Origin of the sequence: Listeria monocytogenes ATCC 19117 (assembly GCF_000307025.1) — a bacterium.
GTDB classification, from domain to species: domain Bacteria; phylum Bacillota; class Bacilli; order Lactobacillales; family Listeriaceae; genus Listeria; species Listeria monocytogenes_B.
Genome location: NC_018584.1, coordinates 1466699 through 1493245 on the forward strand (window position 1 = coordinate 1466699; position 26547 = coordinate 1493245).

27 protein-coding genes and 1 other annotated feature are annotated in these 26547 nt (G+C 37.0%); of the genes, 5 read left to right on the forward strand and 22 right to left on the reverse strand.

Annotation, left to right across the window (positions count from 1 at the left end):
• Positions 1 to 104 precede the first annotated feature (104 nt).
• From ispG to LMOATCC19117_RS07295, 3 genes are read left to right on the forward strand one after another with little or no spacing between them, the layout of a single operon-like run.
• Positions 105 to 1211, forward strand: coding sequence for a flavodoxin-dependent (E)-4-hydroxy-3-methylbut-2-enyl-diphosphate synthase (ispG, locus tag LMOATCC19117_RS07285; protein ID WP_003734589.1), 1107 nt, complete (start codon positions 105 to 107; stop codon positions 1209 to 1211).
• A gap of 35 nt (positions 1212 to 1246) precedes the next feature.
• Positions 1247 to 1954: an AzlC family ABC transporter permease gene (locus LMOATCC19117_RS07290; protein ID WP_003731380.1), complete on the forward strand. Its 708-nt coding sequence runs from the start codon at positions 1247 to 1249 to the stop codon at positions 1952 to 1954.
• Positions 1945 to 2271 carry an AzlD domain-containing protein gene (locus LMOATCC19117_RS07295; protein ID WP_003725386.1) on the forward strand — a complete coding sequence of 109 codons (327 nt, stop codon included), beginning with the start codon at positions 1945 to 1947 and terminating at the stop codon, positions 2269 to 2271. Before LMOATCC19117_RS07290 ends, LMOATCC19117_RS07295 begins: the two co-directional genes overlap by 10 nt.
• An 81-nt stretch (positions 2272 to 2352) precedes the next feature.
• Here the strand turns inward: LMOATCC19117_RS07295 and LMOATCC19117_RS07300 are convergent, their stop codons facing one another.
• From LMOATCC19117_RS07300 to cshB, 7 genes are all read right to left on the reverse strand, one after another.
• Entirely contained in the window at positions 2353 to 3237 is an 885-nt protein-coding gene (locus LMOATCC19117_RS07300; RefSeq protein ID WP_003727435.1) for a peptidylprolyl isomerase, read from the reverse strand.
• A 134-nt stretch (positions 3238 to 3371) separates the two neighbouring features.
• Entirely contained in the window at positions 3372 to 3797 is a 426-nt protein-coding gene (zurR, locus tag LMOATCC19117_RS07305) for a transcriptional regulator ZurR (RefSeq protein ID WP_003721950.1), read from the reverse strand.
• Entirely contained in the window at positions 3778 to 4656 is an 879-nt protein-coding gene (zurM, locus tag LMOATCC19117_RS07310; RefSeq protein ID WP_003740994.1) for a zinc ABC transporter permease ZurM, read from the reverse strand. Before zurM ends, zurR begins: the two co-directional genes overlap by 20 nt.
• The gene (gene zurA / locus LMOATCC19117_RS07315; protein WP_003725389.1) at positions 4631 to 5404 is read right to left on the reverse strand and encodes a zinc ABC transporter ATP-binding protein ZurA; all 774 of its coding nucleotides are present in this window, start codon (positions 5402 to 5404) and stop codon (positions 4631 to 4633) included. Before zurA ends, zurM begins: the two co-directional genes overlap by 26 nt.
• 144 nt (positions 5405 to 5548) lie before the next feature.
• The gene (locus tag LMOATCC19117_RS07320) at positions 5549 to 6475 is read right to left on the reverse strand and encodes a manganese-dependent inorganic pyrophosphatase (RefSeq protein ID WP_003725390.1); all 927 of its coding nucleotides are present in this window, start codon (positions 6473 to 6475) and stop codon (positions 5549 to 5551) included.
• 16 nt (positions 6476 to 6491) lie between these two features.
• Positions 6492 to 7385 (reverse strand): deoxyribonuclease IV, encoded by an 894-nt coding sequence (locus tag LMOATCC19117_RS07325; protein WP_003725391.1) that lies wholly within the window; start codon positions 7383 to 7385, stop codon positions 6492 to 6494.
• A 15-nt stretch (positions 7386 to 7400) separates the two neighbouring features.
• Positions 7401 to 8708, reverse strand: a complete 1308-nt coding sequence (gene cshB / locus LMOATCC19117_RS07330; protein WP_003725392.1) for a DEAD-box ATP-dependent RNA helicase CshB — start codon at positions 8706 to 8708, stop codon at positions 7401 to 7403.
• Between the two features lie 145 nt (positions 8709 to 8853).
• Between cshB and LMOATCC19117_RS07335 the strand changes: the two genes are divergently transcribed.
• A complete protein-coding gene (locus tag LMOATCC19117_RS07335) occupies positions 8854 to 9849 on the forward strand; it encodes a 4-hydroxy-3-methylbut-2-enyl diphosphate reductase (RefSeq protein WP_014929061.1) in 996 nt (331 codons plus the stop codon).
• A gap of 45 nt (positions 9850 to 9894) precedes the next feature.
• Here the strand turns inward: LMOATCC19117_RS07335 and LMOATCC19117_RS07340 are convergent, their stop codons facing one another.
• The 9 genes from LMOATCC19117_RS07340 to recO form a co-directional block, all read right to left on the reverse strand.
• Entirely contained in the window at positions 9895 to 11016 is a 1122-nt protein-coding gene (locus LMOATCC19117_RS07340) for a Nif3-like dinuclear metal center hexameric protein (protein ID WP_003727432.1), read from the reverse strand.
• Positions 11013 to 11717 carry a tRNA (adenine(22)-N(1))-methyltransferase gene (locus tag LMOATCC19117_RS07345; protein WP_003740996.1) on the reverse strand — a complete coding sequence of 235 codons (705 nt, stop codon included), beginning with the start codon at positions 11715 to 11717 and terminating at the stop codon, positions 11013 to 11015. The genes LMOATCC19117_RS07340 and LMOATCC19117_RS07345 overlap by 4 nt, the downstream gene beginning before the upstream one ends.
• 67 nt (positions 11718 to 11784) lie before the next feature.
• The gene (gene rpoD, locus LMOATCC19117_RS07350) at positions 11785 to 12909 is read right to left on the reverse strand and encodes an RNA polymerase sigma factor RpoD (RefSeq protein ID WP_003721960.1); all 1125 of its coding nucleotides are present in this window, start codon (positions 12907 to 12909) and stop codon (positions 11785 to 11787) included.
• A 94-nt stretch (positions 12910 to 13003) separates the two neighbouring features.
• Positions 13004 to 14884: a DNA primase gene (dnaG, locus tag LMOATCC19117_RS07355; protein WP_003734591.1), complete on the reverse strand. Its 1881-nt coding sequence runs from the start codon at positions 14882 to 14884 to the stop codon at positions 13004 to 13006.
• Between the two features lie 19 nt (positions 14885 to 14903).
• Complete coding sequence (locus tag LMOATCC19117_RS07360) at positions 14904 to 15344, reverse strand: YaiI/YqxD family protein (RefSeq protein ID WP_003740997.1); 441 nt, start codon at positions 15342 to 15344, stop codon at positions 14904 to 14906.
• A gap of 187 nt (positions 15345 to 15531) precedes the next feature.
• A complete protein-coding gene (locus LMOATCC19117_RS07365) occupies positions 15532 to 16356 on the reverse strand; it encodes a pyruvate, water dikinase regulatory protein (RefSeq protein WP_003721963.1) in 825 nt (274 codons plus the stop codon).
• Positions 16357 to 16390: 34 nt separating this feature from the next.
• Positions 16391 to 18457, reverse strand: a complete 2067-nt coding sequence (gene glyS / locus LMOATCC19117_RS07370; protein WP_003734592.1) for a glycine--tRNA ligase subunit beta — start codon at positions 18455 to 18457, stop codon at positions 16391 to 16393.
• Positions 18450 to 19340 (reverse strand): glycine--tRNA ligase subunit alpha, encoded by an 891-nt coding sequence (glyQ, locus tag LMOATCC19117_RS07375; RefSeq protein WP_003727430.1) that lies wholly within the window; start codon positions 19338 to 19340, stop codon positions 18450 to 18452. The genes glyS and glyQ overlap by 8 nt, the downstream gene beginning before the upstream one ends.
• Positions 19341 to 19407: 67 nt before the next feature.
• Positions 19408 to 19581: a binding site (T-box leader), on the reverse strand.
• A 40-nt stretch (positions 19582 to 19621) separates the two neighbouring features.
• Entirely contained in the window at positions 19622 to 20389 is a 768-nt protein-coding gene (gene recO, locus LMOATCC19117_RS07380) for a DNA repair protein RecO (protein ID WP_003726013.1), read from the reverse strand.
• A gap of 136 nt (positions 20390 to 20525) precedes the next feature.
• On the opposite strand from recO, the gene LMOATCC19117_RS07385 reads away from it, so the two are divergent.
• Entirely contained in the window at positions 20526 to 21155 is a 630-nt protein-coding gene (locus LMOATCC19117_RS07385) for a DUF4352 domain-containing protein (protein ID WP_003742161.1), read from the forward strand.
• Between the two features lie 46 nt (positions 21156 to 21201).
• Here the strand turns inward: LMOATCC19117_RS07385 and era are convergent, their stop codons facing one another.
• Genes era through LMOATCC19117_RS07415 form a run of 6 tightly spaced genes read right to left on the reverse strand, consistent with a single transcriptional unit; the run spans position 21202 to position 26530 of the window.
• Complete coding sequence (era, locus tag LMOATCC19117_RS07390) at positions 21202 to 22107, reverse strand: GTPase Era (protein WP_003734593.1); 906 nt, start codon at positions 22105 to 22107, stop codon at positions 21202 to 21204.
• Entirely contained in the window at positions 22104 to 22499 is a 396-nt protein-coding gene (locus tag LMOATCC19117_RS07395; RefSeq protein WP_003721969.1) for a cytidine deaminase, read from the reverse strand. The genes era and LMOATCC19117_RS07395 overlap by 4 nt, the downstream gene beginning before the upstream one ends.
• 24 nt (positions 22500 to 22523) lie before the next feature.
• Positions 22524 to 22919, reverse strand: a complete 396-nt coding sequence (locus tag LMOATCC19117_RS07400; protein ID WP_003727428.1) for a diacylglycerol kinase family protein — start codon at positions 22917 to 22919, stop codon at positions 22524 to 22526.
• Positions 22897 to 23382, reverse strand: a complete 486-nt coding sequence (gene ybeY, locus LMOATCC19117_RS07405; RefSeq protein ID WP_003726015.1) for an rRNA maturation RNase YbeY — start codon at positions 23380 to 23382, stop codon at positions 22897 to 22899. The genes LMOATCC19117_RS07400 and ybeY overlap by 23 nt, the downstream gene beginning before the upstream one ends.
• A 16-nt stretch (positions 23383 to 23398) precedes the next feature.
• Positions 23399 to 25555, reverse strand: a complete 2157-nt coding sequence (gene pgpH / locus LMOATCC19117_RS07410) for a cyclic-di-AMP phosphodiesterase PgpH (protein ID WP_003726016.1) — start codon at positions 25553 to 25555, stop codon at positions 23399 to 23401.
• A gap of 15 nt (positions 25556 to 25570) precedes the next feature.
• Positions 25571 to 26530 carry a PhoH family protein gene (locus tag LMOATCC19117_RS07415; protein WP_003726017.1) on the reverse strand — a complete coding sequence of 320 codons (960 nt, stop codon included), beginning with the start codon at positions 26528 to 26530 and terminating at the stop codon, positions 25571 to 25573.
• Positions 26531 to 26547 lie beyond the last annotated feature (17 nt).

The window sequence follows — 26547 nt, forward strand, 5'->3', positions numbered from 1 at the left end:
CCACTTGCTCACGCAGGTGGCTTTTTTGTGGCATCATTCACGTGATTTTGTTTCATGAAAATGGTATGATAAAAAATAAAAGCTAGTCTAAAGGAGCGGTCTCTTTGAATGAAAGAATCTTTCGCGAAAACACTCGGCCAGTCCAAGTAGGTAATTTAACTATTGGTGGTAGTGAGGAATTAACTATCCAAAGCATGACTACTACAAAGACACATGATGTCGAAGCAACAGTAGCGGAAATTCACCGATTAGAAGAGGTGGGTTGTCAGATTGTGCGAGTTGCTTGTCCTGATGAGCGTGCAGCCAATGCTCTTAGTGCCATCAAGAAAAGGATTCATATTCCTCTTGTGGCAGATATTCATTTTGATTACCGACTAGCACTTAAAGCTATTGATGCAGGTGTTGACAAAATCCGGATTAATCCTGGTAACATCGGTCGCCGTGATCGAGTGGAAAAAGTGGTTAATGCTGCTAAAGCAAAAAATATTCCAATCCGTATTGGGGTTAATGCTGGTAGTTTAGAAAAGAAAATTATTCAAAAATACGGTTACCCTACTGCTGAAGGAATGGTAGAAAGTGCACTTGCCCATATTAAAATTCTCGAAGATTTAGATTTTTATGATATCATTGTTTCTTTGAAAGCTTCTGATGTGAATTTAGCAATTGAAGCTTATGATAAAGCTAGTCGCGCATTTAATTATCCTCTACATCTTGGAATTACAGAATCTGGTACGCAGTTTGCTGGAGGAATAAAAAGTGCTGCTGGTTTAGGAGCGATACTCAGTTTGGGCATTGGAAATACATTACGGGTATCTTTGAGTGCTGATCCTGTGGAAGAGATAAAAGTGGCCCGGGAGGTTTTAAAATCGTTTGGCCTTTCCTCGAATGCCGCCATGCTTATCTCCTGCCCTACTTGCGGTCGAATAGAGATTGATTTGATTCGTATCGCTAATGAAGTGGAAAATTACATAGCAACGATTAAAGCTCCGATTAAAGTAGCCGTGCTTGGCTGTGCGGTCAACGGTCCCGGAGAAGCTCGCGAAGCAGATATCGGAATTGCTGGTTCAAATGGAGAAGGCCTTCTTTTTAGACATGGTAAAATCATCCGAAAAGTACCAGAAGCCATTATGGTAGAAGAACTTAAGAAAGAAATTGATATTTTGGCAGAAGAATATTTTGAAAAGAAAACAGATTTGGAAAGCCTTAGATAATCGTATCGGGGTTTTTGTTTCAAGGGGGATTTTTGTTGGAAAAAGAAAATGAGCTTAGTTTTTATGATGGTGTTAGAGCCTGCCTTCCTACCGTCCTTGGTTATGCTGGGATTGGTATCGCTGCAGGAGTAGTAGGAAAAGCATCCCATTTAAGCCTTTTAGAAGTGACGCTACTTGCGATTATCGTTTATGCAGGTGCGGCGCAATTTATTATTTCTGGTTTGTTATTACTACAAAGTCCGATATCAGCAATCATTTTTACTACTTTTTTAATTAATTCAAGGCATTTTTTAATGAGTATGGCGGAAGCTCCTCATTTTAAGAAGTATTCTTTGTGGAATAATATTGGGATTGGTGCCCTTCTGACGGATGAAACGTTTGGGGTTTCGATGAATCAGATTGGTAATAAAAAACCTGTTAGTGCTAAATGGATGCACGGAATAAATGTAACTGCCTACTTGGCATGGATTGTCGCTTGTATCGTTGGGGCATTTATTGGCAACTGGCTCCCAAATCCAGAACAATTTGGTTTAGACTTTGCGTTGTCTGCAATGTTTATCGGTTTGCTATATTTACAAGTAGTGAGTGATAAAAGCAAAAAAATAAGTACGAGTTTGTTCGTCATGATACTAGTCGCTGTATTTTTAATTCTCTTTATGCGTGTGATGACGCCAGAACTAGCTATTTTAACTGCAACCTTACTCGGATGTTTGATGGGAGTGATTATAGAAAGATGGCGTTAAGTTCCTATACTTTATTTGTCATTGTTGGATGTGGACTTGTGACGTTTATACCGCGTGTCTTGCCGTTTATATTTGTGCGTAAATTACAGCTTCCAGATGTAGTGATTCGTTATTTATCGTATGTCCCCCTTTGTATCCTCACTGCGCTGTTCGTTCAAAGTTTATTAATTACAAGGGAAAATGGTTTTCCAGGAATTAATATAGAGAATTTACTCGCATCACTTCCTACCATTCTAACAGCTATTTTGACTAAAAATTTAATGTGGATTGTTATTATTGGAATTATTTCCATGGCAATGATTCGTTTATTTGCATAGAAAAGCCCTTTACTGGAGTGTGTTTTTGACGGGAATCAAAACCAGTAAAGGGCTTTTTGTATAGGTGGATCCGAAGTAATATTAGTTAGATGTTGTTGTGGAACTTGTTGAAGATGTACTTGTGTAATCTGCAAATGCATCTTTTAAATCACTATCTTTAATATCAATATTAGCAGCTTTTAACTCTTTTTTGAGTGCAGCTGTCATATTTTCTGTGGTTAATTGAGATTCAATATATGCGGCTTTTACGTTTGCTTTTTCTTTAGCGTAAGTGCCTTTTTCTGTTTTCTTCACTAATTGGATCAAGTGATATCCGTAGGTAGATTTCACAATGCCACTTACATCATCTTTATTTTCTAATGCATAGGCTGCTTTTTCAAATGTTTCGTCCATTTCACCGGGACCAAATGGATCTAAAAGCCCACCATTTGTACTAGTTGCTGTATCTGTAGAATATTCTTTAGCTAAATCAGTGAATTTTTCACCATTTTTTAATTTCGTTTGAATTTCTTTCGCTGTAGCTTCATCGTCTACTAAAATATGGCGCACAGTAATATCTGGTTCCCAAGTTTTGTAGTAGGTTTTTAGCTTGCTTTCACTTACATTCATGTTTGCTTCTGTTGCTTTTTGAACAAGTAAATTATACTCTAAATTTTCTTTGAAAGAAGTTTTTGTTAAATTATTAGAGGATAACGTTGATTCAAATGAGTCACCGTATTGTTCTTCGTATTTCTTGTATTCTGCATTTACTTCTTTTTCTGTTACGGTGTATTTATCTTCTAAGATTTTTTTGAAAGTAAGTTGTTGCACGACCTCATTTCCATAAGTCGTTTTCATCGCTTCGTAAAGCTCATCTTGTGTGACACTTCCTGCATCTGTTTTAACAACAGCACTGCTTCCACAACCAGCGAGTAGTAGTAATGTAGCTGCTATTACGGAAATCATCACTTTTTTTAATTTTGTCAAACTGTTCCTCTCCTTCGTCTTTCGGCTACTTCTTACTTTAGCGATAAAAAGTGTCCAGAATAAGAAACAAATATGAAATAACTGTGAACATTACGCATAAAATAAAAAAGGCCCGGAATTCGGACCTTTTGCTATTAAGAGGCTTGTAAACATTCTGGACATTCGCCGTAAACCTCGAATTTATGACCGTCAATTTGGTAACCGGGTAAAGCTTCGGTTAAAAAATCCATTGGGCACATCATAATTTCTTTTGTTTTCCCACATTTCATGCAAATAAAATGATGATGGTGATGCTCGTGTGTACAAGCTAAACGGAAATTGCGTTCACCAGAAAGATCTGTTTCTTCAAAAATACCTAATTCTACAAATAAAGAGAGATTGCGGTAAATAGTATCAAAACTTATTCCCGGGAAATCATCTTTCATATTTTCTAAGACATCTTTTGCCGTCAAATATTTATTTTTCCTCGCTAGTAAGTTAATTAGAAATTCACGTTTATCTGTGTGTTTATAGCCTTTTTCCTTCATTTTCATGAGTGCTTCAGTTGCTGTAAGTCCCATTTTCCTCACCTCGTTTTGAAATTAAGATTTTTTGACGTATTTTTTGATATAAAATGGTGACGATTAAAAGTAGCACGGATATAATAACGATGGCTCCACCCGGCGCTAAATTCAAGTAATAAGCGGTAAACAGACCACCGATAACGGCAATTTCACCAAATAAAATCGATAATAAAATGGTTTGTTTAAATCCTTTAGCAATACGAATAGCTGCTGCAACAGGCAATGTCATTAAAGACGAAACAAGTAAAATACCAACGATTCGCATAGAAGACGCTATTACAAGAGCGACTAATACCATAAATATAACATCGAATACTTTGGCTTTTAGACCTGAAACTTTGGCATATTCTTCATCAAATGATAACAGAAATAGTTCTTTATATAAAGATAAAATAACGATAAATACAATAATCGCAGTAACGACAATTGTAATCATATCCGTGCGGCTAACAGCACTAACACTCCCAAATAAATAACTAAACAAATCTGTATTAAAGCCATTTGCTAAGGAAATAAAAATAACAGAGAAACCCATACCAGCCGACATAATAATTGGAATTGCTAGTTCCTCAAAATGCTTATAGACGTTGCGAAGTTTTTCCATTAATAAAGATCCTACAACGGAAAAACCAAAGCCAAGATATAACGGATTAAGGGCAGCTAATGGTAAATAAGTTTTACTTAAAAATAAACTTACTGCAATCCCACCAAGCGTCACATGACTCAGTGCATCTGCCATTAAAGAAAGTTTTCTAACAACGATAAAACTTCCAAGTAATGGAGCTACAATACCGATCACAAGTCCTACAATAAATGTATTACGAATAAAATCATACTGGAGAAGCGTCGCAATCAAGGCAAGCATCCTCCCTTCTACGCTGTTCTGCTAATATTTCAAGTTCGCGGTCAGCCAAATAATGTTGATATTCATGTGCGGAACCGTCAAAAATAATACGCTTATTAATGCTAATAACATGATTGACATACGTATTCACTGCCATCAAATCATGTGTCACGAGTAAAAGTGTCATTTCTTCTGTCCGGTTTAATTCGGCCAAAAGTTCATAAAAAGCTTTGACATTTTCGACATCCACTCCAACGGTTGGCTCATCTAGAATTAAAAGTTCTGGTCTGCTAACTAGCGCACGTGCAATAAAAACGCGTTGCTGTTGGCCACCAGAGAGCTCCCCGATGTTGCGATGCAGATAATCTGTCATTTCTACTCGCTTTAAAGCGTAATCGATGTCTTCTTTATCTTTATTGTTTAATGTTTTAAATAAGCCTTTTTTCTTTGTTAATCCGCTTGCGACAACTTCTTTCACAGTGGCTGGGAATGCGGAGTTAAAGGCGTTCGATTTTTGAGAAACGAAGCCGATTTTGACCCAGTCTTTGAAATCTGCTTGTTTTTCTCCAAATAAGGAGATGCTTCCTTGTTGTTTTTTGAGTACACCAAGAATTAGCTTTAACATAGTTGATTTACCTGAACCATTAGGGCCAATTAAACCAGTAAAACTGCCTTTTGCAACTTGAAAATGAATGTTTTCTAAGGCATGTTCTTTATCATAATGATAGCTTACATTATTTACTTCTATGATTTTGTTCATTCATGTTTCTCCTTTGACAGCATTTGCTAGCCGCTTTTACTAGTATATAAAATAATAGAGAAAATGTAAATCGTAATTACTTCGAATTAAAAAATTAGACAAGAAAACCTGGAAAAGTTGCTTAGCTTTTCCAGGTTAATATAATTATTTAGCAAATGTGTCCGTTAAAATTGGAACAACTTGTTTTTTACGAGATACAACGCCTTTAAGTGGTGCTTGGTTTTCAACAAATTTAACACCGTATGCTTCTTCTACGACTGCTGTTTTTGAACCAATAGCGATTCCAACAGAGTCATTAGTAAGGATATTAGTGATGACGAATAGATATAAATCAAGCCCTTTATCCACAATATTTTGCGTCATAAGTGCTTCCACTTCTGCGCGACGGCTAAGCACATCGTTTACGTCCACTACATTGATTTGAGCAATTTCTACTTTGTTATCGTTCATGTTAAATTCTTTCGCATCAAGTAGGAGTTCAGCTACTGTTTTTTTGCTAACATCTGCTCCTGCTTTTAGCATTTCCATGCCGTACGATTGAATATCAACATCTGCAATCTGCGCCAATTTTTGAGCAGCTACTTTGTCTTCTTGCGTGCACGTTGGCGATTGAAAAAGAAGTGTGTCTGAAATAATTGCGGAAAGCATTAGACCTGCAACTGTTTTACTTACTTCTACTTCATTTTCGCGGAACATTTTTAGAAGAATTGTTGTTGTACATCCAACTGGTTCAGCACGGTAATAAAGTGGGTCAGATGTTTCGAAGTTTGCGATACGGTGATGGTCAACTACAGCTGTAACTGTTACATCGTCAATATCGTCTACGCTTTGTTGGCGTTCATTATGATCAACAAGTGCAACTTCAGAAACTTCATTTGCAACTGTTTGAACTAGGCGTGGAGCTGTTACTTGGAAATAATCAAGAACAAAAGCTGTTTCACTATTAAGCTCTCCTAAACGAACCGCTTCAATATCTGCTCCTTGTGCTTTTTTTAATTCTGCGTAACTAATGGCAGAACAAATCGTATCTGTATCTGGATTTTTATGACCGAATACAAGTGTTTTTGTCATTATTTTCGTCTCCTTTTTAACTATTTTGGATTTTATTTAATAAATCTGGGTCAAATTCGCCATTTCTTAACATCGCGATTTCCCATTTATATGGTGCTTTTTTCGATGCCTTATCTTCACCAACATAAGGTGTTTCAAGGATTTTCGGGACGTCCGCTAATTGCGGATGATGCACAATATAATGAAGTGCGTCAAAGCCAATGTGACCGAAACCAATGTTAGCGTGTCGGTCTTTATGTGCACCACGTTCGTTCTTGCTATCATTGATATGTAACACTTTTAAGCGATCAACACCGATAATTTTATCGAATTCATTTAACACCCCGTCAAAATCATTTACAATATCGTAACCAGCATCATGTGTGTGACAAGTATCGAAAGTAACGGATAATAATTCATTATGCGTTACGCCATCAATAATTTGAGCAATTTCTTCAAAAGTACGTCCGCATTCAGAACCTTTTCCAGCCATTGTTTCTAAAGCAATTTGTACATCTTGATCATGTATTAATGCTTCGTTAAGACCTTGGATAATTTGTTTAATCCCTTTGTCTGCCCCTTCGCCAACATGAGCGCCAGGATGAAGTACGATTTGCTTGGCACCAAGCGCACGCGTACGTTCAATTTCAGATTGCAAGAAATTAACACCTAGTTCAAAGGTTTCTGGCTTCACTGAATTGCCAATATTGATGATATACGGCGCGTGAACGACGATGTCAGCCATATCATGTGCTTTCATGTGTTCTAAGCCGGCTTCAATATTTAATTCTTCAATTGGCTTTCTACGCGTGTTTTGCGGAGCGCCAGTATAAATCATAAACGTATTTGAGCCATAAGAAGCTGCCTCTTCACTTGCGCCAAGAAGCATTTTCTTACCACTCATTGATACATGAGAACCTAATCTTAGCATAAATTCATTCCTCACTTATCGTTTTTTCCGTCTTTCACGACGTTTGATTTCGTTCATTTTGTAGTTAATTTTCTTTTTATAGTTTGGTTTACCTTTTTGTTTTGCTTTTTTACGCATACCGATTTCACGAGGGTCAGCTGTTTCGCGTTTCGCTTCACGTTTGGCACGGCGGTTGCGGTCTTCAAGTGTAACAAATTCTTTATTTTTCCAGTCAACGTGCTTAAATTCGATTCCCATTTTTTCTAATTGGTTTAAGCGGTCTTCATCAGCTGGTTCAAATAATGTAAGTGCAATACCAGAATGTCCGGCACGACCAGTACGACCAGTACGGTGAATGTAGAAATCTAAGTCATCGGGCAACTCATAGTTCACGACATGACTAATTCCTTGAATATCAATACCACGAGCAGCTAAATCTGTCGCAACAACATATTGATAATCTAAGTTTTCGATTTGTTTCATCGTCCGTTTACGTTCACGAGGGTTTACATCACCATGGATTTTCGCTACTTTTAGCCCACGTTCGATTAAACCGTTTGCTACTTCATCAGCTGTTGTTTTTGTATTAGTAAAAACAATCGCTAAATAAGGCTGTGAACCAACTAAAACATTTTTAAGTAAATCAAGTTTATTACGGCTACGAGTGGCCATAATGCGATGTTCCACTGTTTTTGAAGCAGCCACTTTTGGCTGAATATGCTCATAACGTGGATTTTCCATATATTTGCTTAAAAATGGTTTTAATTTTTGCGGAATTGTAGCGGAAAAAACAAGCATTTGTAAATTAGCCGGCATTTTTCCAGCAATATGGTCGACATCGTTTAAGAAGCCCATATCAAGTGTCATATCTGCTTCGTCAATAACGAGCGTTTTCGCAGTATGAACAAATAACGCTTGCTCACGAATTAAGTCATTGATACGACCAGGCGTTCCGACAATGATTTGTGGTTGCTTTTTCAGTTTATCAATCGCACGTTGTTTGTCTGTGCCACCAATAACAAGTTGTACAGCGATTTCTTTTTCACTGTATTTGGTTACTTTGCGAATTTCATTATAAATTTGAGTAGCAAGCTCACGACTTGGTGCCGTAATAACTGCTTGTACTGCCTCTTTTTCAGGATTCACATTGTTAATAATTGGCAAAATAAAAGTATGGGTTTTCCCTGTACCTGTTTGAGATTGGCCAATGATACTTTCCCCTTTTAAAATGCCTGGAATTAGCTTCTGTTGTACTTCTGTTGGCTCATAGAATCCTAATTTATCTATTGCAAGTCCAATAAAAGGTTGAAAGCCAAATTGGTCAAACCTTGATTTCTTCGTCATAAAATATTTCCACTCCGTTCTATACCTAGTAGCCATTATAGCACATAATTGGACATTCGTGCGCGTGTTAAGACAACTTTGTCAAAACAGGCTAAGTCTATTATACTAAATAAAGAATCTAAAACAGAAATGAGGATGTTTTCGAATGGAAATTATCAAAATATCTCCTCGTGGTTATTGCTACGGAGTCATCGATGCGATGGTGATTGCTAAAAATGCATCACTTGATCCGAACTTGCCTCGACCAATTCATATTTTAGGTATGATTGTTCATAATAAACATGTTACTGATGCATTTGAATCCATTGGTATTTATACAGTAGATGGCGCTAATCGAGAAGAAATTTTAGATAAAATAACCACTGGAACGGTTATATTTACCGCACATGGTGTCTCTCCTTCTGTCAAAGCGAAGGCAGCAGCAAAAGGCTTAACGACAATCGACGCAACCTGCCCAGATGTACTTCATACCTATAATTTAATTTTAGAAAAACAAGCGGCTGGCTATGAAATTATTTATATAGGAAAAAAAGGACATCCTGAACCAGAAGGCGCATACGGAACAGCGCCTGATGTTGTTCACCTAGTAGAAACAAAAGCAGACATTGATGCTCTTTCATTACTTTCCGATAACATTTTTGTGACGAACCAAAAAACGATGAGCAAATGGGATGTCGCTGATTTAATGGATTATATAAAAGAAAAATTCCCGAAAGCTATTCAACATCAAGAAATATGTATGGCCACTCAAGTGCGGCAAGAAGCTGTCGCAGTACAAGCCAAAGGTGCTGATCTCACTATTGTTGTCGGCGATCCTAGAAGTAATAATACTGCTCGTTTAGCCCAAGTTTCGATAGAGAAAGCTGGCACAAAGGCGTACCGAATTGCCGATATTACGGAATTAGATATAGAGTGGATCAAAGACGCAAAAAAAGTAGCAGTTACAGCCGGAGCAAGTACGCCAACACAACTTGTTCGTGAAGTGCTATTGTTTTTGGAGCAGTTTGATGCGGCAGATAAAACTACTTGGAAACGTGCGCATAATAAGGACTTTGAGCGTATTCTTCCCAAAATGAAGAATAAGTACATGGCTGAAAAAAGACGTCAACGGCTAGCTCACTTAAAAAATGGCGGAAGCTAAAAACCGAGCAACTCCTTTGTTTAAGGGAGTTACTCGGTTTTTTTATCAACAAAATTGGAATGGATCTGTATTTACTTCTGATACAATAAATTCTGCTTCATAATCCAAAATTTTTGCTTGTTCTTCCATTTTATTTTTAAGATAGCCTTTCATCACTTTTTCGATATTATGGCCAGCATCAATAGTTGGAAGATTAATAGCTAATAAATCATGTCCCGTGTGATAATAAACATCACCGGTAATAAAAACATCTGCACCAGTGGCTTTTGCTTGATGGATAAATTTATTTCCATCGCCACCAATGATTGCTACTTTATGGACTGTTGTTTTTAAATCCCCAATAAAACGGACATTATCAATAGCGAAAGCAGTTTTTAATTTATCAATAAATGAAACCATGCCGAGTTTTTTTGGAAGCATTCCAACACGACCTAATCCTTCTTTATAAGTCTGCATTTCAAGCGTATATACATCAATCGCAGGTTCTTCATATGGATGAGCAATTTTAACTGCTTTAGTGATAGTATCGGTTAAATACTGTGGGAATATAGCTTCTATTTTAACTTCAGGAACAGAAGTCAGTGCTTCTTTTTCGCCGATAGTTGGGTTAGCGTTTGCTCCTGGTTTGAAAGAACCAATCCCGGTCGTGTGGAATGTGCATTCTGTATATTCTGTCCCTATTTGTCCGGCACCATTATTTACAAGAGCTAAACGAATGCTTTCTAATTCATTCTCTGGAACATAAACAGCAATTTTGCAATATGGTTCTGAATAGGTTTCCTCAATCATCGTTGTTTCTTGTAAATGGAGTAAATCTGCTAAAATATCGTTTACACCACCTTGAGCAATATCTAGGTTTGTGTGTGCGGCAAATACAGTAATATCATGTTTGATTAATTTTTTAATCATTTTTCCTTGTTTAGTTGTCGTATCGATATGTTGCGTTGGCCGATATAGAAACGGATGGTGAGCAATAATTAAATCAACTTTTTTCTCAATAGCTTCATCAACAACTTCTTCCAATACATCTAAGGTAAACATGATTTTTCTTACTTTTCTCGATAAATCTCCTACTTGCAAACCAATAGGATCGCCTTCCATTGCAAGTTTTTTGGGTGCGATTTTTTCCATTATTGCTGTGTATTCATAGCCATTTGCGACTTTCATTTTAGCACATCCTCTACTAATGCGATTTTATGTTCTAATTCACGAATTTTCGCTTGGTTTTCTGTTGAAACTGGTTGGTTGTTAGAAATAGTCTGAATAATATTTTGCCATGTATTTGCTTCATGGCGCCACTTGCTTTTGAAAATGGCGCTTTGTTCTTTTAATAAGCATGGTCCGAAAAATATTTCTTGCTTAGTCCAAGTAACTGGTTTTTCAGACGGAGCTAACACCATGATTTCATAAACTTTATTATCTTCGCGTAAAATTGCTTCAGAAGTAATAAGCCAATTGTTTTGTTCGGACCACTCTCTTAATTGCCAGGCTGCAATATTAGGTTGTAAAATTAGTTTGGTTACACCGGCTAATTTTGCTGCACCTTCCTCTAAAATAGTACGTATCAACGTGCCACCCATGCCTGCAATCACAATTGTATCAATCGCATCCTTTTTTTCGATAACAGCTAAACCGTTCCCTTTTCTAACGTCAATTTGTTCTGTTAAGCCAGAAGAACGAACTTGTTTTTGTGCAGATTGAAAAGGTCCATCAACTACTTCGCCAGCAATAGCGAACGAAGCCGTTTGATTTTTAACTGCAAAACAAGGTAAATAAGCATGATCGCTTCCGATGTCTGCGATTCGTTCATTTTTTGTTATGTAAGAAGCCACTTTTTCGAGTCGCTTCGATAATTGCTCTTCGTTCATTTGGTTCCCTACTTTCATTTTCATTAAAAAGGCAGGAGAACGGTTTGTCCTCCTGCCCGGTTGTGCTTTATTCCAGGAAGTCTTTTAGTTGTTTGCTGCGGCTCGGATGACGTAATTTACGTAAAGCTTTGGCTTCAATTTGACGAATCCGTTCACGAGTTACACCAAATACACGACCAACTTCTTCTAAAGTGCGCGTACGACCATCATCTAGACCAAAACGTAAGCGAAGTACATTTTCTTCACGGTCAGTTAATGTATCAAGCACATCTTCTAATTGTTCTTTTAGTAATTCGTATGCTGCGTGATCGGATGGTGAAGTTGCATCTTGGTCTTCGATAAAATCGCCTAGATGTGAATCGTCTTCTTCACCAATTGGTGTTTCAAGGGAAACTGGCTCTTGTGCGATTTTAAGGATTTCCCGAACTTTTTCAGTTGGTAAGTCCATTTCTTCACCAATTTCTTCTGGTGAAGGATCACGACCTAAGTCTTGCAATAAGGAACGTTGTACACGGATTAGTTTGTTGATTGTTTCAACCATATGCACCGGAATACGGATAGTTCTAGCTTGGTCCGCAATCGCACGGGTTATCGCTTGACGAATCCACCACGTTGCATAGGTACTGAATTTAAATCCTTTATTGAAGTCGAATTTCTCAACGGCTTTCATTAGTCCCATGTTACCTTCTTGAATTAAATCAAGGAATAACATACCGCGACCAACATAACGTTTTGCAATACTTACAACAAGGCGCAGGTTGGCTTCTGCAAGACGTCCTTTGGCTTCAATGTCGCCAGCTTCGATACGTTTTGCTAAGGCAATTTCTTCATCCGCTGTAAGTAAGTCTACTCGACCAATTTCTTTCAGATACATGCGAACAGGGTCATTAATTTTTACGCCTGGTGGTACACTCATATCTGTTAAATCAAAGGATTCGGTTTCTTCTTTTACAAGTTCTGTTTCATCCGGATCCTCATCATCTGCATCGTCAGAAACTTCAATTCCTGCTTCACCAACATGTTCTAAATACTCATCCATTTGATCGGAATCCAAAGTGAATGGAGCTAATCTGGCAGCGATTTTTGCATAAGTTAAAATCCCCTTTTTCTTACCTTCTTCTATCAGGGCTTCTTTTACTTGCTCAACACTTAGTTCAGCAACTGGTTTTGTGTTTTTTGTTTTATCACTCATAACTGCCTGTATTCCTCCTTCCAAAATGCCGCTAACCTTATTAAAAGGCTTCTCTTAGGTAATAATACCATCATTTAGCGGTTTTAAAACGTTATTAATCCAATTGGCCGCTGTTTAACTGACGGTTGAGTTGGACGATTTCGAGCATGACACGAATTTCGTTATCTTTGTCATTTTCACGATTTAAAGTTGCTAGCTCTTGCTCAAGTTCTTTTTTCTTTTGTTCTAATTTAAACCGCTTTAGACTTCTAATATAGTCTTCAAACTGTGTTTTACCTTGTTCATCTGGACTAATAACCATTTCGAGGCTACTGATAAGTCCTTTCATTGTAGCATCAGGAACACTATCCATAAATTTCGTTGGATCTGCATCATTACCTTCTGCAAAATAACCAATTAGATAGGTATAAAGCGCTTTGTAATTATCATGATAAAACGTAGTGTCACCAAGAAGTTGCTTAATTAAAAGAAAATTATCTCGGCTCTCCATCATTGCTTTCATGAGTTGTTGCTCTGAGGTTGTATGGGCAGATAGTTTTTGGGTTGGTTGCTCGAAAGAAAATAGCATTTCTGTTTCTTCTTGAGGCATCATTCCCATAAAAGAATCATCTATTGGTGGTTCATTATAACTAGCCATTTGTCGTGATTTCTGACTATTTTTTAGTGATTGCTGTAGTTGTTGTTTTAATGTTTCTATCGTTAATTCAAATTCATCTGCTAGTTGTTTTAAGTATAATTCGCGTTCGACGGCTTGATCTAGTTTCGCAATTTCGCGTAAACAATCATCAATATAACTAATTTGATCTGTCTCATTCTGTAAATTACGTTCTCTACGTAAATAATGAATTTTAAAAGCTGTCCAAGTCATTCGTTGTTGCTTATAAACTTCTTTGAATTTTTCTGGACCACTTGCTCGAATAAAGTCATCGGGATCTTTTCCAGCTGGAAGTTGCAAAACAAAAACATCTAAACGATTCCGTTCAACTAGAAGTGTGCCCGCCTTATAGGCTGCTTCAATTCCGGCTCTGTCACCGTCATAACAAATAATCGCCCGGTTAGTAAGCCGTTTAATTAAATCTGCATGTTCTTCCGTTAAGCTTGTCCCCATCGAAGCTACCGCATTTTGAACACCTGCTTCTTCTGCGGAAATAACATCCATAAATCCTTCCATGAGCGTAATTTCTTCTTGTTTTCTAATAGCTTGTCTTGCTTCTGAAAAATGAAACAATATTCGTCTTTTATTGAAAACAGGTGTTTCAGGGCTATTTAAATACTTAGGACCATCATCACGATCAAATAAGCGGCCAGAAAAGGCAATAATTTGTCCACGATCATTCGTAATTGGAAACATAATCCGATTACGAAAACGATCCACCATTTGCCCATCATCACGTTCGGACAAAAGTCCAGCCCTGCCAGCTAATTGTAAATCCATGCCACGTTTTTCTAGAAAAGCAGTAATTGTTGCATGGTGATTAGGGGCAAAACCAATTTGGAAAGTGGTCATCATCTGTTCAGACATACCACGCTCTTTTAAATAAGTTAATGCTGCTGTACCTTCTTCAGTTTCCATTAAAATATAATGGTAAAGTTTGGCAGTAAGCTGGTGCATTTCCACCATTTTTGCTGTTTCAGAAGTTTCTTTTGGCAAATTACTTGTATCTCGTTCTTCAGGGAGCTCGATAGCCACATCTAAATGACTCATGTCTGCCACTTTTTTTACCGATTCAACAAAAGTGAGTCCGTCATGCTCCATTAGAAAAGAAAAAACATTCCCTCCCTTACCACAACCAAAACAATGGAACATCTGTTTTTCTGGTGAGACAGAAAAGGATGGCGTTTTTTCACCGTGGAAAGGACATAAGCCAGAATAATTACGTCCTTGTTTTTTTAACTGAACATAATTACCGATAATATCGACTATATCCGCTTGATTCCGGACTTGATCAATTACTTCTTCAGGAATCCGCGCCATTTTGACAGTCAACTCCTATTTACTTATTTTGCAAAAATGTCGTCAATCGGTCTTTGAAAAGAGAACGATCTTGATCGCTCATTGCTTTTGGACCTTTGCTATATTTACCTTGTTGCCTGTCCTTGGCATGTCTATAGCGAATATCTAACATTAATGACATTTCTTCTTCTCGGTAAAGTTCGCCGCGATTAGAAAAGACAAATGTACCCTTTGCAAGTAGAATACTAGCTAGGCCAATATCTTGTGTTACGATAATATCGCCTTTTTTGGCTAAATTCATCATTCGCATATCCGCTGATTCTTTTCCAGTATCCACAAAAATCCAATTTTCTCCGTTTGTATTTACAGAGTAATGGTTAAAAGAAGCCACAAAAATAACGTCTAACTGAAAATGTTCGGCGACTTGTTTTATTTCTGCTTTTACCGGGCAAGCATCGGCATCAACTAAAATTTTTGGCACATATTCCATCCTCTCTTAAAATCTATGAAGGCAAGTTAAAAAACGAGTTTTTAACCCGTTTTTTTAATATTATTCGTAGATTTGGCTTTTTCACACGCGAATTTAGATTATACGGGAAGTAACTAATTTTTACAAGCAGTTTTCCCCGTATAATATATATATTCGCCATAAAAAGTAAAAGTCCTTCTTATAATTCTAAATTTTCATCAACAATTTCACCAATATGGATTAAAATCTCGTTTGCAGTCTCTTCAATGGCTTTATTAGTCACGTCTAACACGAAACAATTTAATTTACTGGCTAGTTTATTAAAAATCGCTAATTCTTCATCAATTCGTTGATTACTTGCATAAGTACCGGCACCAGGTAAACCAATCGATATTAAACGCTCTTGTCTAATCTTCGTTAATTTTTGTTTGCTAATTTTTAGACCAATTATTTTTTTAGGGTCAATTTCAAAAAGTTCATCTGGGATTTGTGCTTCTGGAACGATTGGAATATTGACGATTTTTAATCCTTTAAGCGCCAAATATTGCGATAAAGGAGTTTTTGAAGTTCTTGAAATACCGATTAAAACATAATCCGCTTGTAAAATACCTCTTGGATTACGCCCGTCGTCATTCTCTACGGCAAATTCGATTGCGGCTACTTTATTGAAATAAGCTTCATCCATAGAACGAACGCGGCCAGGTTCAGAAAGTGGTTTGATTTTGTAGGTTTCTTCTAACTGATTTAAAAGCGGCCCAAATAAGTCAATTATCGGTACGCCGAAAGCTTGAGCAGTTTTATTAAGCTCTTCACGGACGCTTTCGAGTACAATGGTGTGCACGATTATGCCATTGTTCACTGCCACTAAGTCAACAATTTCTTCAATCATATGAGAAGAATCGACGTGGTGAAAACGATGGATAAATTTCGGTGTTTGACCAAATTGACTTAGTGCTGCTCTTGTCACTAGTTCGGCCGTTTCTCCTGTTGAATCGGAAACCACGTATACGGCTGGTTGAGTCATACATACTTCCTCCTCTTTGCTCAAAATCTTCCTTTTATTTTACATTAATTTCATCCATTTGAGCAAACTCTTTAATAAAGCTTGCAAGTTCGAATAATAGTGCAAGACGATTATTTTTCAATTCATCATTATCAGTCATAACTAGCGTGTTATCGAAATATGCATCAATTGTTGTACGTAAATCTGCAAATGCTTTTAGTCTGTCAACAATTTTTAAACCAGCAAAATCAAATTTTAGTTTTTCTAATTTATCAAATAGGGCTTGCTCGTATTCATTTTCAAATAGGCTCGGATCCACTTCTACGCCATCTTCGTATTTTTTAGAAATATTAACTACTCGTGTTAAGGCTTCGATAGTTGGGCGGAACCACTCTGCGTCCGCATGCTTATTCAATATTTGAGCACGATCAATCAATTGAGGAATCATATTAGGATTGCCGCCGATAACAGCGTCAATAATATCATGGCGAATATGATGGCCTTGTAAAATAACACGCAAACGATTTTTTAGGAAAGTCTGCACTTCTTTTATTACATCTGAACTTGGTAGTTCTGTAGCCCCTTCTGCACGCTCCATATCCACAATACGAGAAACCACTTCAAGCATTGGAATGTCCCAACCATTTGCTTGGATAATACGCACCGCTCCAAAAGCACTACGACGTAAACCAAATGGATCAGCAGAGCCTGTTGGTGCAATATTTACACAGAAGAAGCCAATTAATGTTTCTAATTTATCTGCAATAGCGATAAGTGAACCTAAGTCTGTTTGTGGTAAATCGCCTTCTGCTGAGCTTGGTAAATAATGTTCACGAATAGCTGTTGCGATTGCTGGTTTTTCGCCTTGCAACAATGCATATTTTTCGCCCATTAAACCTTGTAGTTCAGGGAATTCACCAACGATATTGGTTACTAAATCAAATTTATAAATATTTGTTAAGCGGATAATATCTTGTTTATCTTCTTCTTGCCAATTTAAATAATCAGCAAGCATTAATGCCACTTTTTGCACTCGTTTCATTTTTTCTGTCAAAGTGCCTAATTTTTCATGGAAAACGATATTTTGTAATTTAGCAACTGCTTCATCAATGGTTATTTTTAAATCTTCTTGATAGAAGAAATCAGCATCTGACAAACGAGCGCGTAGTACTTTTTCGTTTCCTCGTGCCACTGTATCTAGATTTTCATGGTTACCATTACGAACGGTTACAAAATGAGGCAACAATTCTCCTTCTTGGCTGAAAACTGGGAAGTAACGTTGGTGTTCTTTCATCGTCGTAATTAAAACTTCTTCGGGTAGTTCCAGATATTCTTTTTCAAAATTACCTGCTAGTACAGTTGGATATTCGACAAGATTAGTTACTTCTTCTAATAAGTCGTCATCTTCTCTGATTTGCCAATTTTCCATCGTTTCTAGTTCACGTAATTGTTCTACAATAGCCTGTTTGCGTTCACTAGCATTAACAACGACAAATTGTTCTAATAATGCATTTGGATAGTCGCTCGGTTGGTTGATTGTAGCTGTTTTTCCTAAGAAACGATGTCCACGGGATGTATTACTAGTTGAGACACCAGTGATTTCAAATGGAATAATTTCTTCGCCAAACATTGCGATAAGCCATTTGATTGGACGAATATAACGTAAATCATTACTACCCCAGTGCATACTTACTGGGAAAGTCATACTTGTTACTACTTTTTCTAAGCTTGGAAGTAACGCCGTTGTTTTTTCGCCGATTACTTCTTTTTTAATATAAATATATTCAACACCTTTAATTTCGCGGAAAGTTAAATCTTCTGGCGCAACTTTTTGACTTTTTGCAAACCCTAATGCTGCTTTTGACCAGTTGCCTTCGTCGTCTAGAGCGATTTTTTTTGCAGGGCCTTTTGCTTCTTCCACACGATTAGCTTGTTCTTCAGCCATTTCTTCTACTAGGACAGTTAAACGTCTTGGTGTAGAATAAGTTTTAATTTCTTTAAATTCGATTTGGTTGTCTTTTAACCAATCAGTTACTCGTTTTTCCAGTTGTAGTACAGAGCTAGTCACATATTTTGCTGGCATTTCTTCTAAACCAATTTCTAATAAAAAGTCTTTACTCATGACGTTTTCCTCCCTCTTCTTTGACTAATGGGAAGCCAAGTTTTTCTCGTGATTCATAAAATGTTTTGGCGATACGTCTTGCTAAGTTTCTGATACGACCGATATACTGTGCGCGTTCAGTTACTGAAACAACGCCGCGAGCATCTAGTAAGTTAAACGTATGCGAACATTTCAATACGTAATCATATGCTGGGAAAACAAGGCCGTCTTGCATTTGGCGAGTGGCTTCTCTTTCATATGTGTCAAAAAGTGTCAACAGCATATCTGTATTCGAAGTTTCAAAAGCATATGTCGAGTTTTCGAATTCTGCTTGGAAGAAAATATCACGGTAGCTAATACCTTCTGTCCATTCTAAATCAAATACATTCTCTTTATCTTGAATATAGCTTGCTAAACGTTCCACACCGTAAGTGATTTCGGAAGTAACAGGGAAACATTCTAAGCCACCTACTTGTTGGAAATAAGTGAATTGTGTGATTTCCATTCCATCTAACCATACTTCCCAACCAAGGCCCGCACAACCAAGAGATGGATTCTCCCAGTTATCCTCTACAAAACGGATATCATGTTCTAACGGATTGATACCTAATTTTTCTAAAGAACCTAGGTAAAGCTCTTGAATATTGTCAGGAGAAGGCTTCATCACTACTTGAAATTGGTGATGTTGGAATAATCTGTTTGGATTTTCTCCGTAACGACCATCAGCAGGACGACGCGACGGCTCTACGTAACCCGCTTTCCACGGCTCTGGACCAATTGCTTTTAAGAAAGTATACGGACTCATTGTGCCAGCACCTTTTTCCACATCATACGATTGCAACATAATACAACCTTGTTCGGACCAATAATCTTGTAATGTTCTAATCATTGTTTGTAAATTCATTGCTTCCACCTCCAAAAATAATTCAGCCAATATAAAAACTCTCGTCCCTATATGCTGATTTAAAGCATATAGGGACGAGAGTTAGCTCGCGGTTCCACCCTATTTGGAATTAAAACAATTCCCACCTTGATTTCGCTGTACTCCAGAACGCCTTCACAAAAAGTTAAATATCCAGCTCACACCAAACCCGGACTCGCTAAAAATAGAGCTTTTTGTTACTATTTTCCTTCAACGTACCTATTAGTTGATATATTAAAAGATACTGTATTTTTGCTAAAAAGTCAATCATCGCTATCTTTTTTTAACATATTTTCCCATTTGTCCATTTCGCGCAAAAATTTCCTGCTTTTTAAATACAAACCAGAGTATTCATCGTAGTATGTATCAATTGCTTTTTGAAGCCATTCTTTCGTTTCTGGCTTCACATCGATGTTTCCTAGTCTATCTAATTGGAAGATGAAAAACAAACGCAGCAATTTTACGACATTTTCTGGCAAATGCATTCTGTAACGGTCTTTCTCAAAGCAACGATGACAGATAATGCCATTACTACTTGTTGAAAAATCAAAATGACCTGTTGTTTCACCACAAATGGCGCACTTATCCATTGTTGGGTAAAGACCAAGCACCGGTAACATTTTCATTTCAAAAATTTGAGTGAGAATTTGCGGATCATATCCTTCATTTATATCTCGCAAAATTTGAAAAGTTAATTCATATAGATATGGATTCGGTTGGCGTTCTTCAGTGGCTTTATCAAGCAATTCGCAAACATAAGTCGCATAAGCAGTCATAAAAATATCTTGCTGAATAGAAGAAAAATTTTCTATGACTTCCCCTTGCTGAAGCGTACCAAGGCCATTGCTACCAAAGAAAGTAAAATAACCATTCGTAAATAATTGAGTTACTGCAGCTAATCTGCTTTTCGTTTTTTTTGCCCCACGAGCCACCACACCAATCTTCCCAAATTCACGTGTATACATTCGGACAATTTTATCTGATTCACGGTAACTCGTTTGCCGTATCACGATTCCTTCGCATTTCTCCATGTGGTAAGCCTCCCTTTTTTACACGTCTTATTATAACATTTTCTTAATGATTATGTCTTTTTATATTTTTTGCTATCTTTCCACGGATGCCTATTGTAAAATAGAGAAAACGGTAAGTCAGAGAGGATTTTTTACTTTGGGTATGTTACTTATATTATTAGTCAGCTTATTTATACTCACATTCATAGGAGTTGTTGTGGGAATTATTTTGCTTATTGTAAGAAAAGAGAAATGGGCGGGCATTATTGTTGCGGGATTATCCGTGGGAATCGGCTTTTTAGTATTAGCAGCTGGACTTAATATAACAACGATTAAATTATTTGAAGGATTTAATAATCCACTTTCTATTCATAATTACAATTCGAGCAATGAACCATTTACAAATGATTATGCAGAAGACTATGATGAAGATTACTATGACGACTACATAGACGTAAGTTACGGAGAATCTGTTGAGATAGAAAACAATAGCACAGTTACCATTTATAAACCTGAGCTGACCCAAATGAAGGAAGGCTATGATATTTATAAAGTAAAAGTGAAATACGCAAATACAAGTTCTGATCCAATAAGCTTCTATTCCGAAGACATTGCGCTTTATGATAATGCAGACGATGATTATGGCCAACAAATTACGGAAGAAGGTTTTGCTGGAGAAATTCAACCAGGGGAGACAAAAGAATTAACGCTTTACTATGAAGTGTATAACCTTGGACCATATGATGTAGAATATGATAACTATAGCTGGACTACAAATAAAGAATAATTAAAAGCATCTGGTGCACAAACCCAATTGTGCGCCAGATGCTTTTTTAATACTCTTCGCGGTCGAAACCGTAATCTTGCAAATAATGCTCTTTATCGCGCCAGTTTTTTTGAACTTTTACCCAAATTTCTAAGAAGACTTTGGAGCCGAGTAAGCGTTCAATTTCTTTTCTAGCACCCATACCAATTTGTTTTAGCATTTGACCTTGTTTACCAATAATAATTCCTTTTTGCGTGCTTCTTTCTACAATAATTGTAGCATTGATTGTAAGTTTTTCTGTTTTAGGGTTTTTTTCAATTCCTTCAATAACCACTGCTACAGAATGTGGAACTTCTTCTCGTGTTAATTGTAAAACCTGTTCACGAATTAACTCCGAGATGATGAAACGCTCAGGATGGTCCGTGATTTGATCTTTTGGATAATACATTGGTCCGATTTCTAAGTTAGCATTCGTTTGTTCTAGTAAGTTAGGCACGTTATTTCCTTGAAGTGCTGAAATAGGAATAATCTCATCAAAGTCCATCAAATCGCGGTACTGTTCAATTAACTTGAATAAATCTTCTGGAGCAATTAAATCAATCTTATTAATCAAAAGAAAAACAGGTGTTTGTACGTTTTTAAGTTTTTCAATAATAAATTCATCTCCGCGTCCAAATCCGGTAGATGCGTCGATTACGAAATAAATTAAGTCTACTTCTTGGAACGTATTTAGCGCAATCTTCACCATGAAATCGCCTAATTTATGCTTTGGTTTATGTATACCTGGTGTATCAATAAAAATAATTTGTGATTCATCTGTTGTATAAACACCTTGTACTTTATTTCTTGTTGTTTGAGCTTTATCACTCATAATGGCAATTTTTTGGCCAATGATGTGATTTAATAAAGTTGATTTCCCAACGTTAGGCCGCCCAACTATAGCTACAAATCCTGATTTAAATGGTTCACTCATAACATATCCTCCGATGTGAATGCGCCTGGTAAAAGTTCTTTCACCGTTACCGTCGCTGTTTTCCCTGTTAAGTTTGTTAATATTACTGGCATATCTGGCGCACAAAATTCACTGATGACTTGTCTGCATGCCCCACACGGCGAAACTGGACCGTCTGTATCCGCTACGACAACTAACTGTTTAAAATCTCGTTTTCCTTCTGATACAGCTTTAAAAATAGCTGTCCGTTCTGCGCAGTTTGTTAAACCGAATGATGCATTCTCGATATTACAGCCAAGTACAACCTCGTCATCTTTCGTAACAAGAGCTGCTCCTACTGGAAATTTCGAGTAAGGAACATACGCAAATTCTCTTGCTTGTTTAGCGAGTGAGATAAAATTATTTTCTTTCATTTACCAAGTCACAATCCCTTCTTTTTATAAAAACATCTGGCAAAAGTATGGTATGAATATAATCAGTCCAATAAAACTTGCTACAATTGCTGCTAACAGTACCGCTCCGGCAGCTACATCCTTCGCTTTTTTCGCCTCATCAATGTATTGTTCTGTCGCCACATCTACCGCTCGTTCAATCGCTGTGTTCACCATCTCTAGCGTTAACACACCAAAAATAGAAAGGATTAATAAAATCCACTCAGATTTAGTTACATGAAAGAAAAAGCCACAGATGACAACAGCAAGCGCTGCGAAAGTATGAAATCTCATATTACGTTCTTCTAAAAAAGCAGTTTTTAGTCCAGTAAAAGCATGATGAAAAGATTCTGCATAATTTTTACTACGTTTGTATTTTCTATCTTTCAAGTCCATAAGCATCCAACACTTCTTTTTGTAAGCCAAACATGATTTTCTCTTCGTCAGGCTCCATATGATCATACCCAAGCAAGTGCAGCAATCCATGAACTGCTAAGAAACCTAATTCTCTTGCTTTTGTATGTCCGTAATCTTTGGCTTGCTCTTCTGCTTTTTCAGTCGAAATAATTATATCGCCAAGCATACGAGGCGTTTCAAGATCAAATTCGCCCCAATCAATCTCCGTTTCCCCGTCGCCCATTTCTTCTAGCGCGAACGAAATAACATCGGTTGCTTGATCTTTATCCCGATATTCTCGGTTAATCTCACGAATACCTTCATTCGTTGTAAAGGTGAGTGACAGCTCTGTCCCTTGTTCGATTTTTAAATACTCAGCCGCAAATTGTAAAATATTTTCAACTAGCTGTTTATCTTCATCAAGTAAATTCTTGGTTTCGTCTAGTAAATCAATTTCTAAGACCGTCATCTTTTGTCCTCCTATTTCAATCTTTGTCATCAGGATATTGAATTCGTTGATGATATATTCCATTTAATGTGGCGATTAAGGTGTCACGAATGATTTTAATTTCTTGTATTGTAATATCACATTCTGTAAATTGCCCATCAAGGAAACGATCTTTAATGATTCCGTCAATAATTTCTGTTATTTTTGCCATGGTTGGCTCTGTGGAAGAACGAACTGCCGCTTCAACACTATCCGATATATTGATAATGGCGATTTCTTTCGTTTGTGGCTTTGGACCACTGTAACGATAATCTGCCTCTTTCACATCTGGATTTGTTTCTTTCGCTTTAAAATAGAAATATTTAAGCAGTGTCGTCCCGTGATGTTGGAGTGCGATATCAATAATTGGTTGTGGCATATGATTTTCTTTTAAAATCTCTGCTCCGTCTTTTGTATGCGAAAGAATTATATCACGACTTTGTTCTGGTGTCAGTCTATCGTGCGGATTTATTCCTTGCAATTGATTTTCCACAAAATAAGGTGGTCTTAATGTTTTTCCTATATCATGATAAAAACAGCCAACACGAACAAGTAAACTATTGGCACCAATTTTGTCAGCGCATGCTTCTGCTAAGTTAGCTACCATCATACTATGATGATACGTACCAGGAGCTTTCATTAATATTTTCTTCAATAATGGATGGTTTGGATTAGCTAATTCGACCAAACGACTCGTTGTTAACAATCCAAAAATCGTTTCGAATAACGGAATAACTCCTACTCCGAGAATAAATGCGCCAAATCCACCTAAAAAGGCATATCCAATGGCCATTAGTGTAGAAACTTGCAACAGTGTGCTGTTATTTATTAATAATAAAAGTAACACATAAACCATATTAATTAAACCAACCATAAACCCAGACAACATAATAGCCGAACGTCTACTATAATCGCGTAACACAACAACACTCGTCGCGCCACTCAATAAAATAAAAATAGTTATGCCGCTTGTAGCATCATTTTGAAATGTTAACAAACTAGTTACAGCAATAAAAATGACGCTTAAAAAGGCATATTTCTCATTGAGTAAAATTTTGAGTATCATCGGGGCAAAGGCGGCTGGGAATAAGAAAGCAATATTCGCGATATTTTGCGTTTCTAAAAATAAAATAATTAATAACATAAACAAAGAAACAAGATAAACCGAAGAAAAAATAAGCATCGTCTGCATTTTTTTCGCTTTAGGTTGTGTTTGTTTTTTCGTGTAAAGGAATAGAATTGCTGCTAAAGCAATAATGAAAATCGCAAATCCAGCGTATTGTTTTACAGGCATTTTTTGATCAAGTAAATGTAGCATTTTTAGCTGACGATATGTTTCTCTATCTACAATTTGGCCTTCTTGAACAATAACTTGCCCTTGTAAGATTTTCACAGGAACAACGGATTGCGCAGCTTCTTTACGTCGTGCATCGGTCTGCTCTTCATCGTAAACTTCATTCGGTACGATAGCATAGGAAACTAAGGCTTTTGAGACATTTTTGTAGTAAGCGGGTATCGCTGAAAGTTCAATATCATCACGAGCTCTAATTTTTACAGAATTCAAGTTTTCATCTCGGATTTTATTTTCCATGGATTTTTCAACTTCTGTTGTAACCACGTCTTCCATGACATTAAAATCTTTACTTTTCGCTTCGATTAAAGTAGTGAAAACTTCGTCAGATATGTTAGAAGTTATTTTTTCAGATACGTTACTAGATAATTTGTCTTTTAAGTTTTTTAATTTATCTTCAGTTGATGTTGGCGCAGGAGCAGGCTTATTCTCTTTTTTTGCTTTCTCTTTATTCTTGGTATCTTTTTCTTGCGCTTCTGCGTTTACTTCATTTACATAGGCAAATAAACTTTGGATAAGTGCTACTCGGTTTTGACCAGTTTCGCGATTGTAGACATACACATCTTCTACAGCATCGCTTGCTTTGGTTCTTTCTTCTTTTGTTTTTTCTGTATCTTCCACCGTTTGAGGTGAACGAATTGTTTTTTCAGCCACCTGGAATAGTTTAACATTGTAAGATTCCGGTTTCGTCATTTGGCAAACGAGAAAATAAGCTACAACTGCAAAGCAAACAAGGAGCAGCGGAAAAAGGTATTTCTTTCCACTTTCGATGTACCAATCTCTCCATTTCTTGGCTAGTTTCACATCTTTGTCTCCTCTCTAATTTTGTTTCCCTTCATAAGCTTTAATAATTTCAGCAACGAGTGGGTGTCTGACTACATCATGATGTTCAAAGTAAACAAAACCGATATCTTTTACATCTTTTAAAACTTGTTCTGCATTGACAAGACCGCTAGTTGCACCTTTTGGTAAGTCAATTTGTGTCATATCTCCATTGACAATCATTTTGGAGTCATAACCAAGTCGTGTTAAAAACATTTTCATTTGGGCAATGGTCGTATTCTGCGCCTCGTCTAAAATGACAAAGGCATGATCAAGTGTACGGCCACGCATATAAGCCAGAGGAGCTATTTCAATGACGCCTCGGTCCATTAACCTTGTTGTATGCTCTGTACCAAAAATGTCATATAACGCGTCGTACACAGGGCGTAGATAAGGATCTACTTTTTCTTTTAGATCTCCAGGCAAAAAACCTAAACTTTCGCCAGCTTCAACGGCAGGTCTTGTTAAAATGATTTTGCTCACATTTCCTTTTTTCCATGCATCTACTGCCATAACTACTGCTAGATAGGTTTTACCAGTACCTGCTGGACCAACGCCGAAAACGATGTCATGTTTTTTAATCATTTGAATATAAGTTCTTTGTCCGAATGTTTTTGGCCTAATTGGCATTCCTTTTGCATTCTTCGTAATTTCTTCTTCAAATAAGGTATGAAAGTAAATAAGTGTTCCGTTTCTTTGCATTTTTACCGCTTGAGCGATATCTCGACCATCAATATGAATACCTCGTTTTACCGTCAAAATAAGTTCATTTAAAACGGCAGTCGTATGCTGTACAGGCTCTTCCTCGCCTGTAATAGATAGTGACTCTCCCCGAGTAATGATTTTCACTTGAAGTAACTCTTCTAAAAGTTCGATATTCTTATTATTATTGCCGAATAAATCTTGAATATTTGTGTCATCAGATAATTCGACTACTTCATTAAATTCATTTAGCATTGGCTAACCCCTTCACC

Coding starts and splice junctions, on each gene's coding strand:
- LMOATCC19117_RS07295 (WP_003725386.1), top strand. CDS start 1,945: ATGGCGTTAAGTTCCTATACTTTATTTGTCATTGTTGGATGTGGACTT.
- zurR (WP_003721950.1), bottom strand. CDS start 3,797: ATGGGACTTACAGCAACTGAAGCACTCATGAAAATGAAGGAAAAAGGC.
- zurA (WP_003725389.1), bottom strand. CDS start 5,404: ATGAACAAAATCATAGAAGTAAATAATGTAAGCTATCATTATGATAAA.
- LMOATCC19117_RS07320 (WP_003725390.1), bottom strand. CDS start 6,475: ATGACAAAAACACTTGTATTCGGTCATAAAAATCCAGATACAGATACG.
- LMOATCC19117_RS07325 (WP_003725391.1), bottom strand. CDS start 7,385: ATGCTAAGATTAGGTTCTCATGTATCAATGAGTGGTAAGAAAATGCTT.
- cshB (WP_003725392.1), bottom strand. CDS start 8,708: ATGACGAAGAAATCAAGGTTTGACCAATTTGGCTTTCAACCTTTTATT.
- LMOATCC19117_RS07335 (WP_014929061.1), top strand. CDS start 8,854: ATGGAAATTATCAAAATATCTCCTCGTGGTTATTGCTACGGAGTCATC.
- LMOATCC19117_RS07340 (WP_003727432.1), bottom strand. CDS start 11,016: ATGAAAGTCGCAAATGGCTATGAATACACAGCAATAATGGAAAAAATC.
- LMOATCC19117_RS07345 (WP_003740996.1), bottom strand. CDS start 11,717: ATGAACGAAGAGCAATTATCGAAGCGACTCGAAAAAGTGGCTTCTTAC.
- rpoD (WP_003721960.1), bottom strand. CDS start 12,909: ATGAGTGATAAAACAAAAAACACAAAACCAGTTGCTGAACTAAGTGTT.
- dnaG (WP_003734591.1), bottom strand. CDS start 14,884: ATGGCGCGGATTCCTGAAGAAGTAATTGATCAAGTCCGGAATCAAGCG.
- LMOATCC19117_RS07365 (WP_003721963.1), bottom strand. CDS start 16,356: ATGACTCAACCAGCCGTATACGTGGTTTCCGATTCAACAGGAGAAACG.
- glyS (WP_003734592.1), bottom strand. CDS start 18,457: ATGAGTAAAGACTTTTTATTAGAAATTGGTTTAGAAGAAATGCCAGCA.
- glyQ (WP_003727430.1), bottom strand. CDS start 19,340: ATGAATTTACAAACAATGATTAGAACATTACAAGATTATTGGTCCGAA.
- recO (WP_003726013.1), bottom strand. CDS start 20,389: ATGGAGAAATGCGAAGGAATCGTGATACGGCAAACGAGTTACCGTGAA.
- era (WP_003734593.1), bottom strand. CDS start 22,107: ATGAGTGAACCATTTAAATCAGGATTTGTAGCTATAGTTGGGCGGCCT.
- LMOATCC19117_RS07395 (WP_003721969.1), bottom strand. CDS start 22,499: ATGAAAGAAAATAATTTTATCTCACTCGCTAAACAAGCAAGAGAATTT.
- LMOATCC19117_RS07400 (WP_003727428.1), bottom strand. CDS start 22,919: ATGCTTATGGACTTGAAAGATAGAAAATACAAACGTAGTAAAAATTAT.
- ybeY (WP_003726015.1), bottom strand. CDS start 23,382: ATGACGGTCTTAGAAATTGATTTACTAGACGAAACCAAGAATTTACTT.
- LMOATCC19117_RS07415 (WP_003726017.1), bottom strand. CDS start 26,530: ATGCTAAATGAATTTAATGAAGTAGTCGAATTATCTGATGACACAAAT.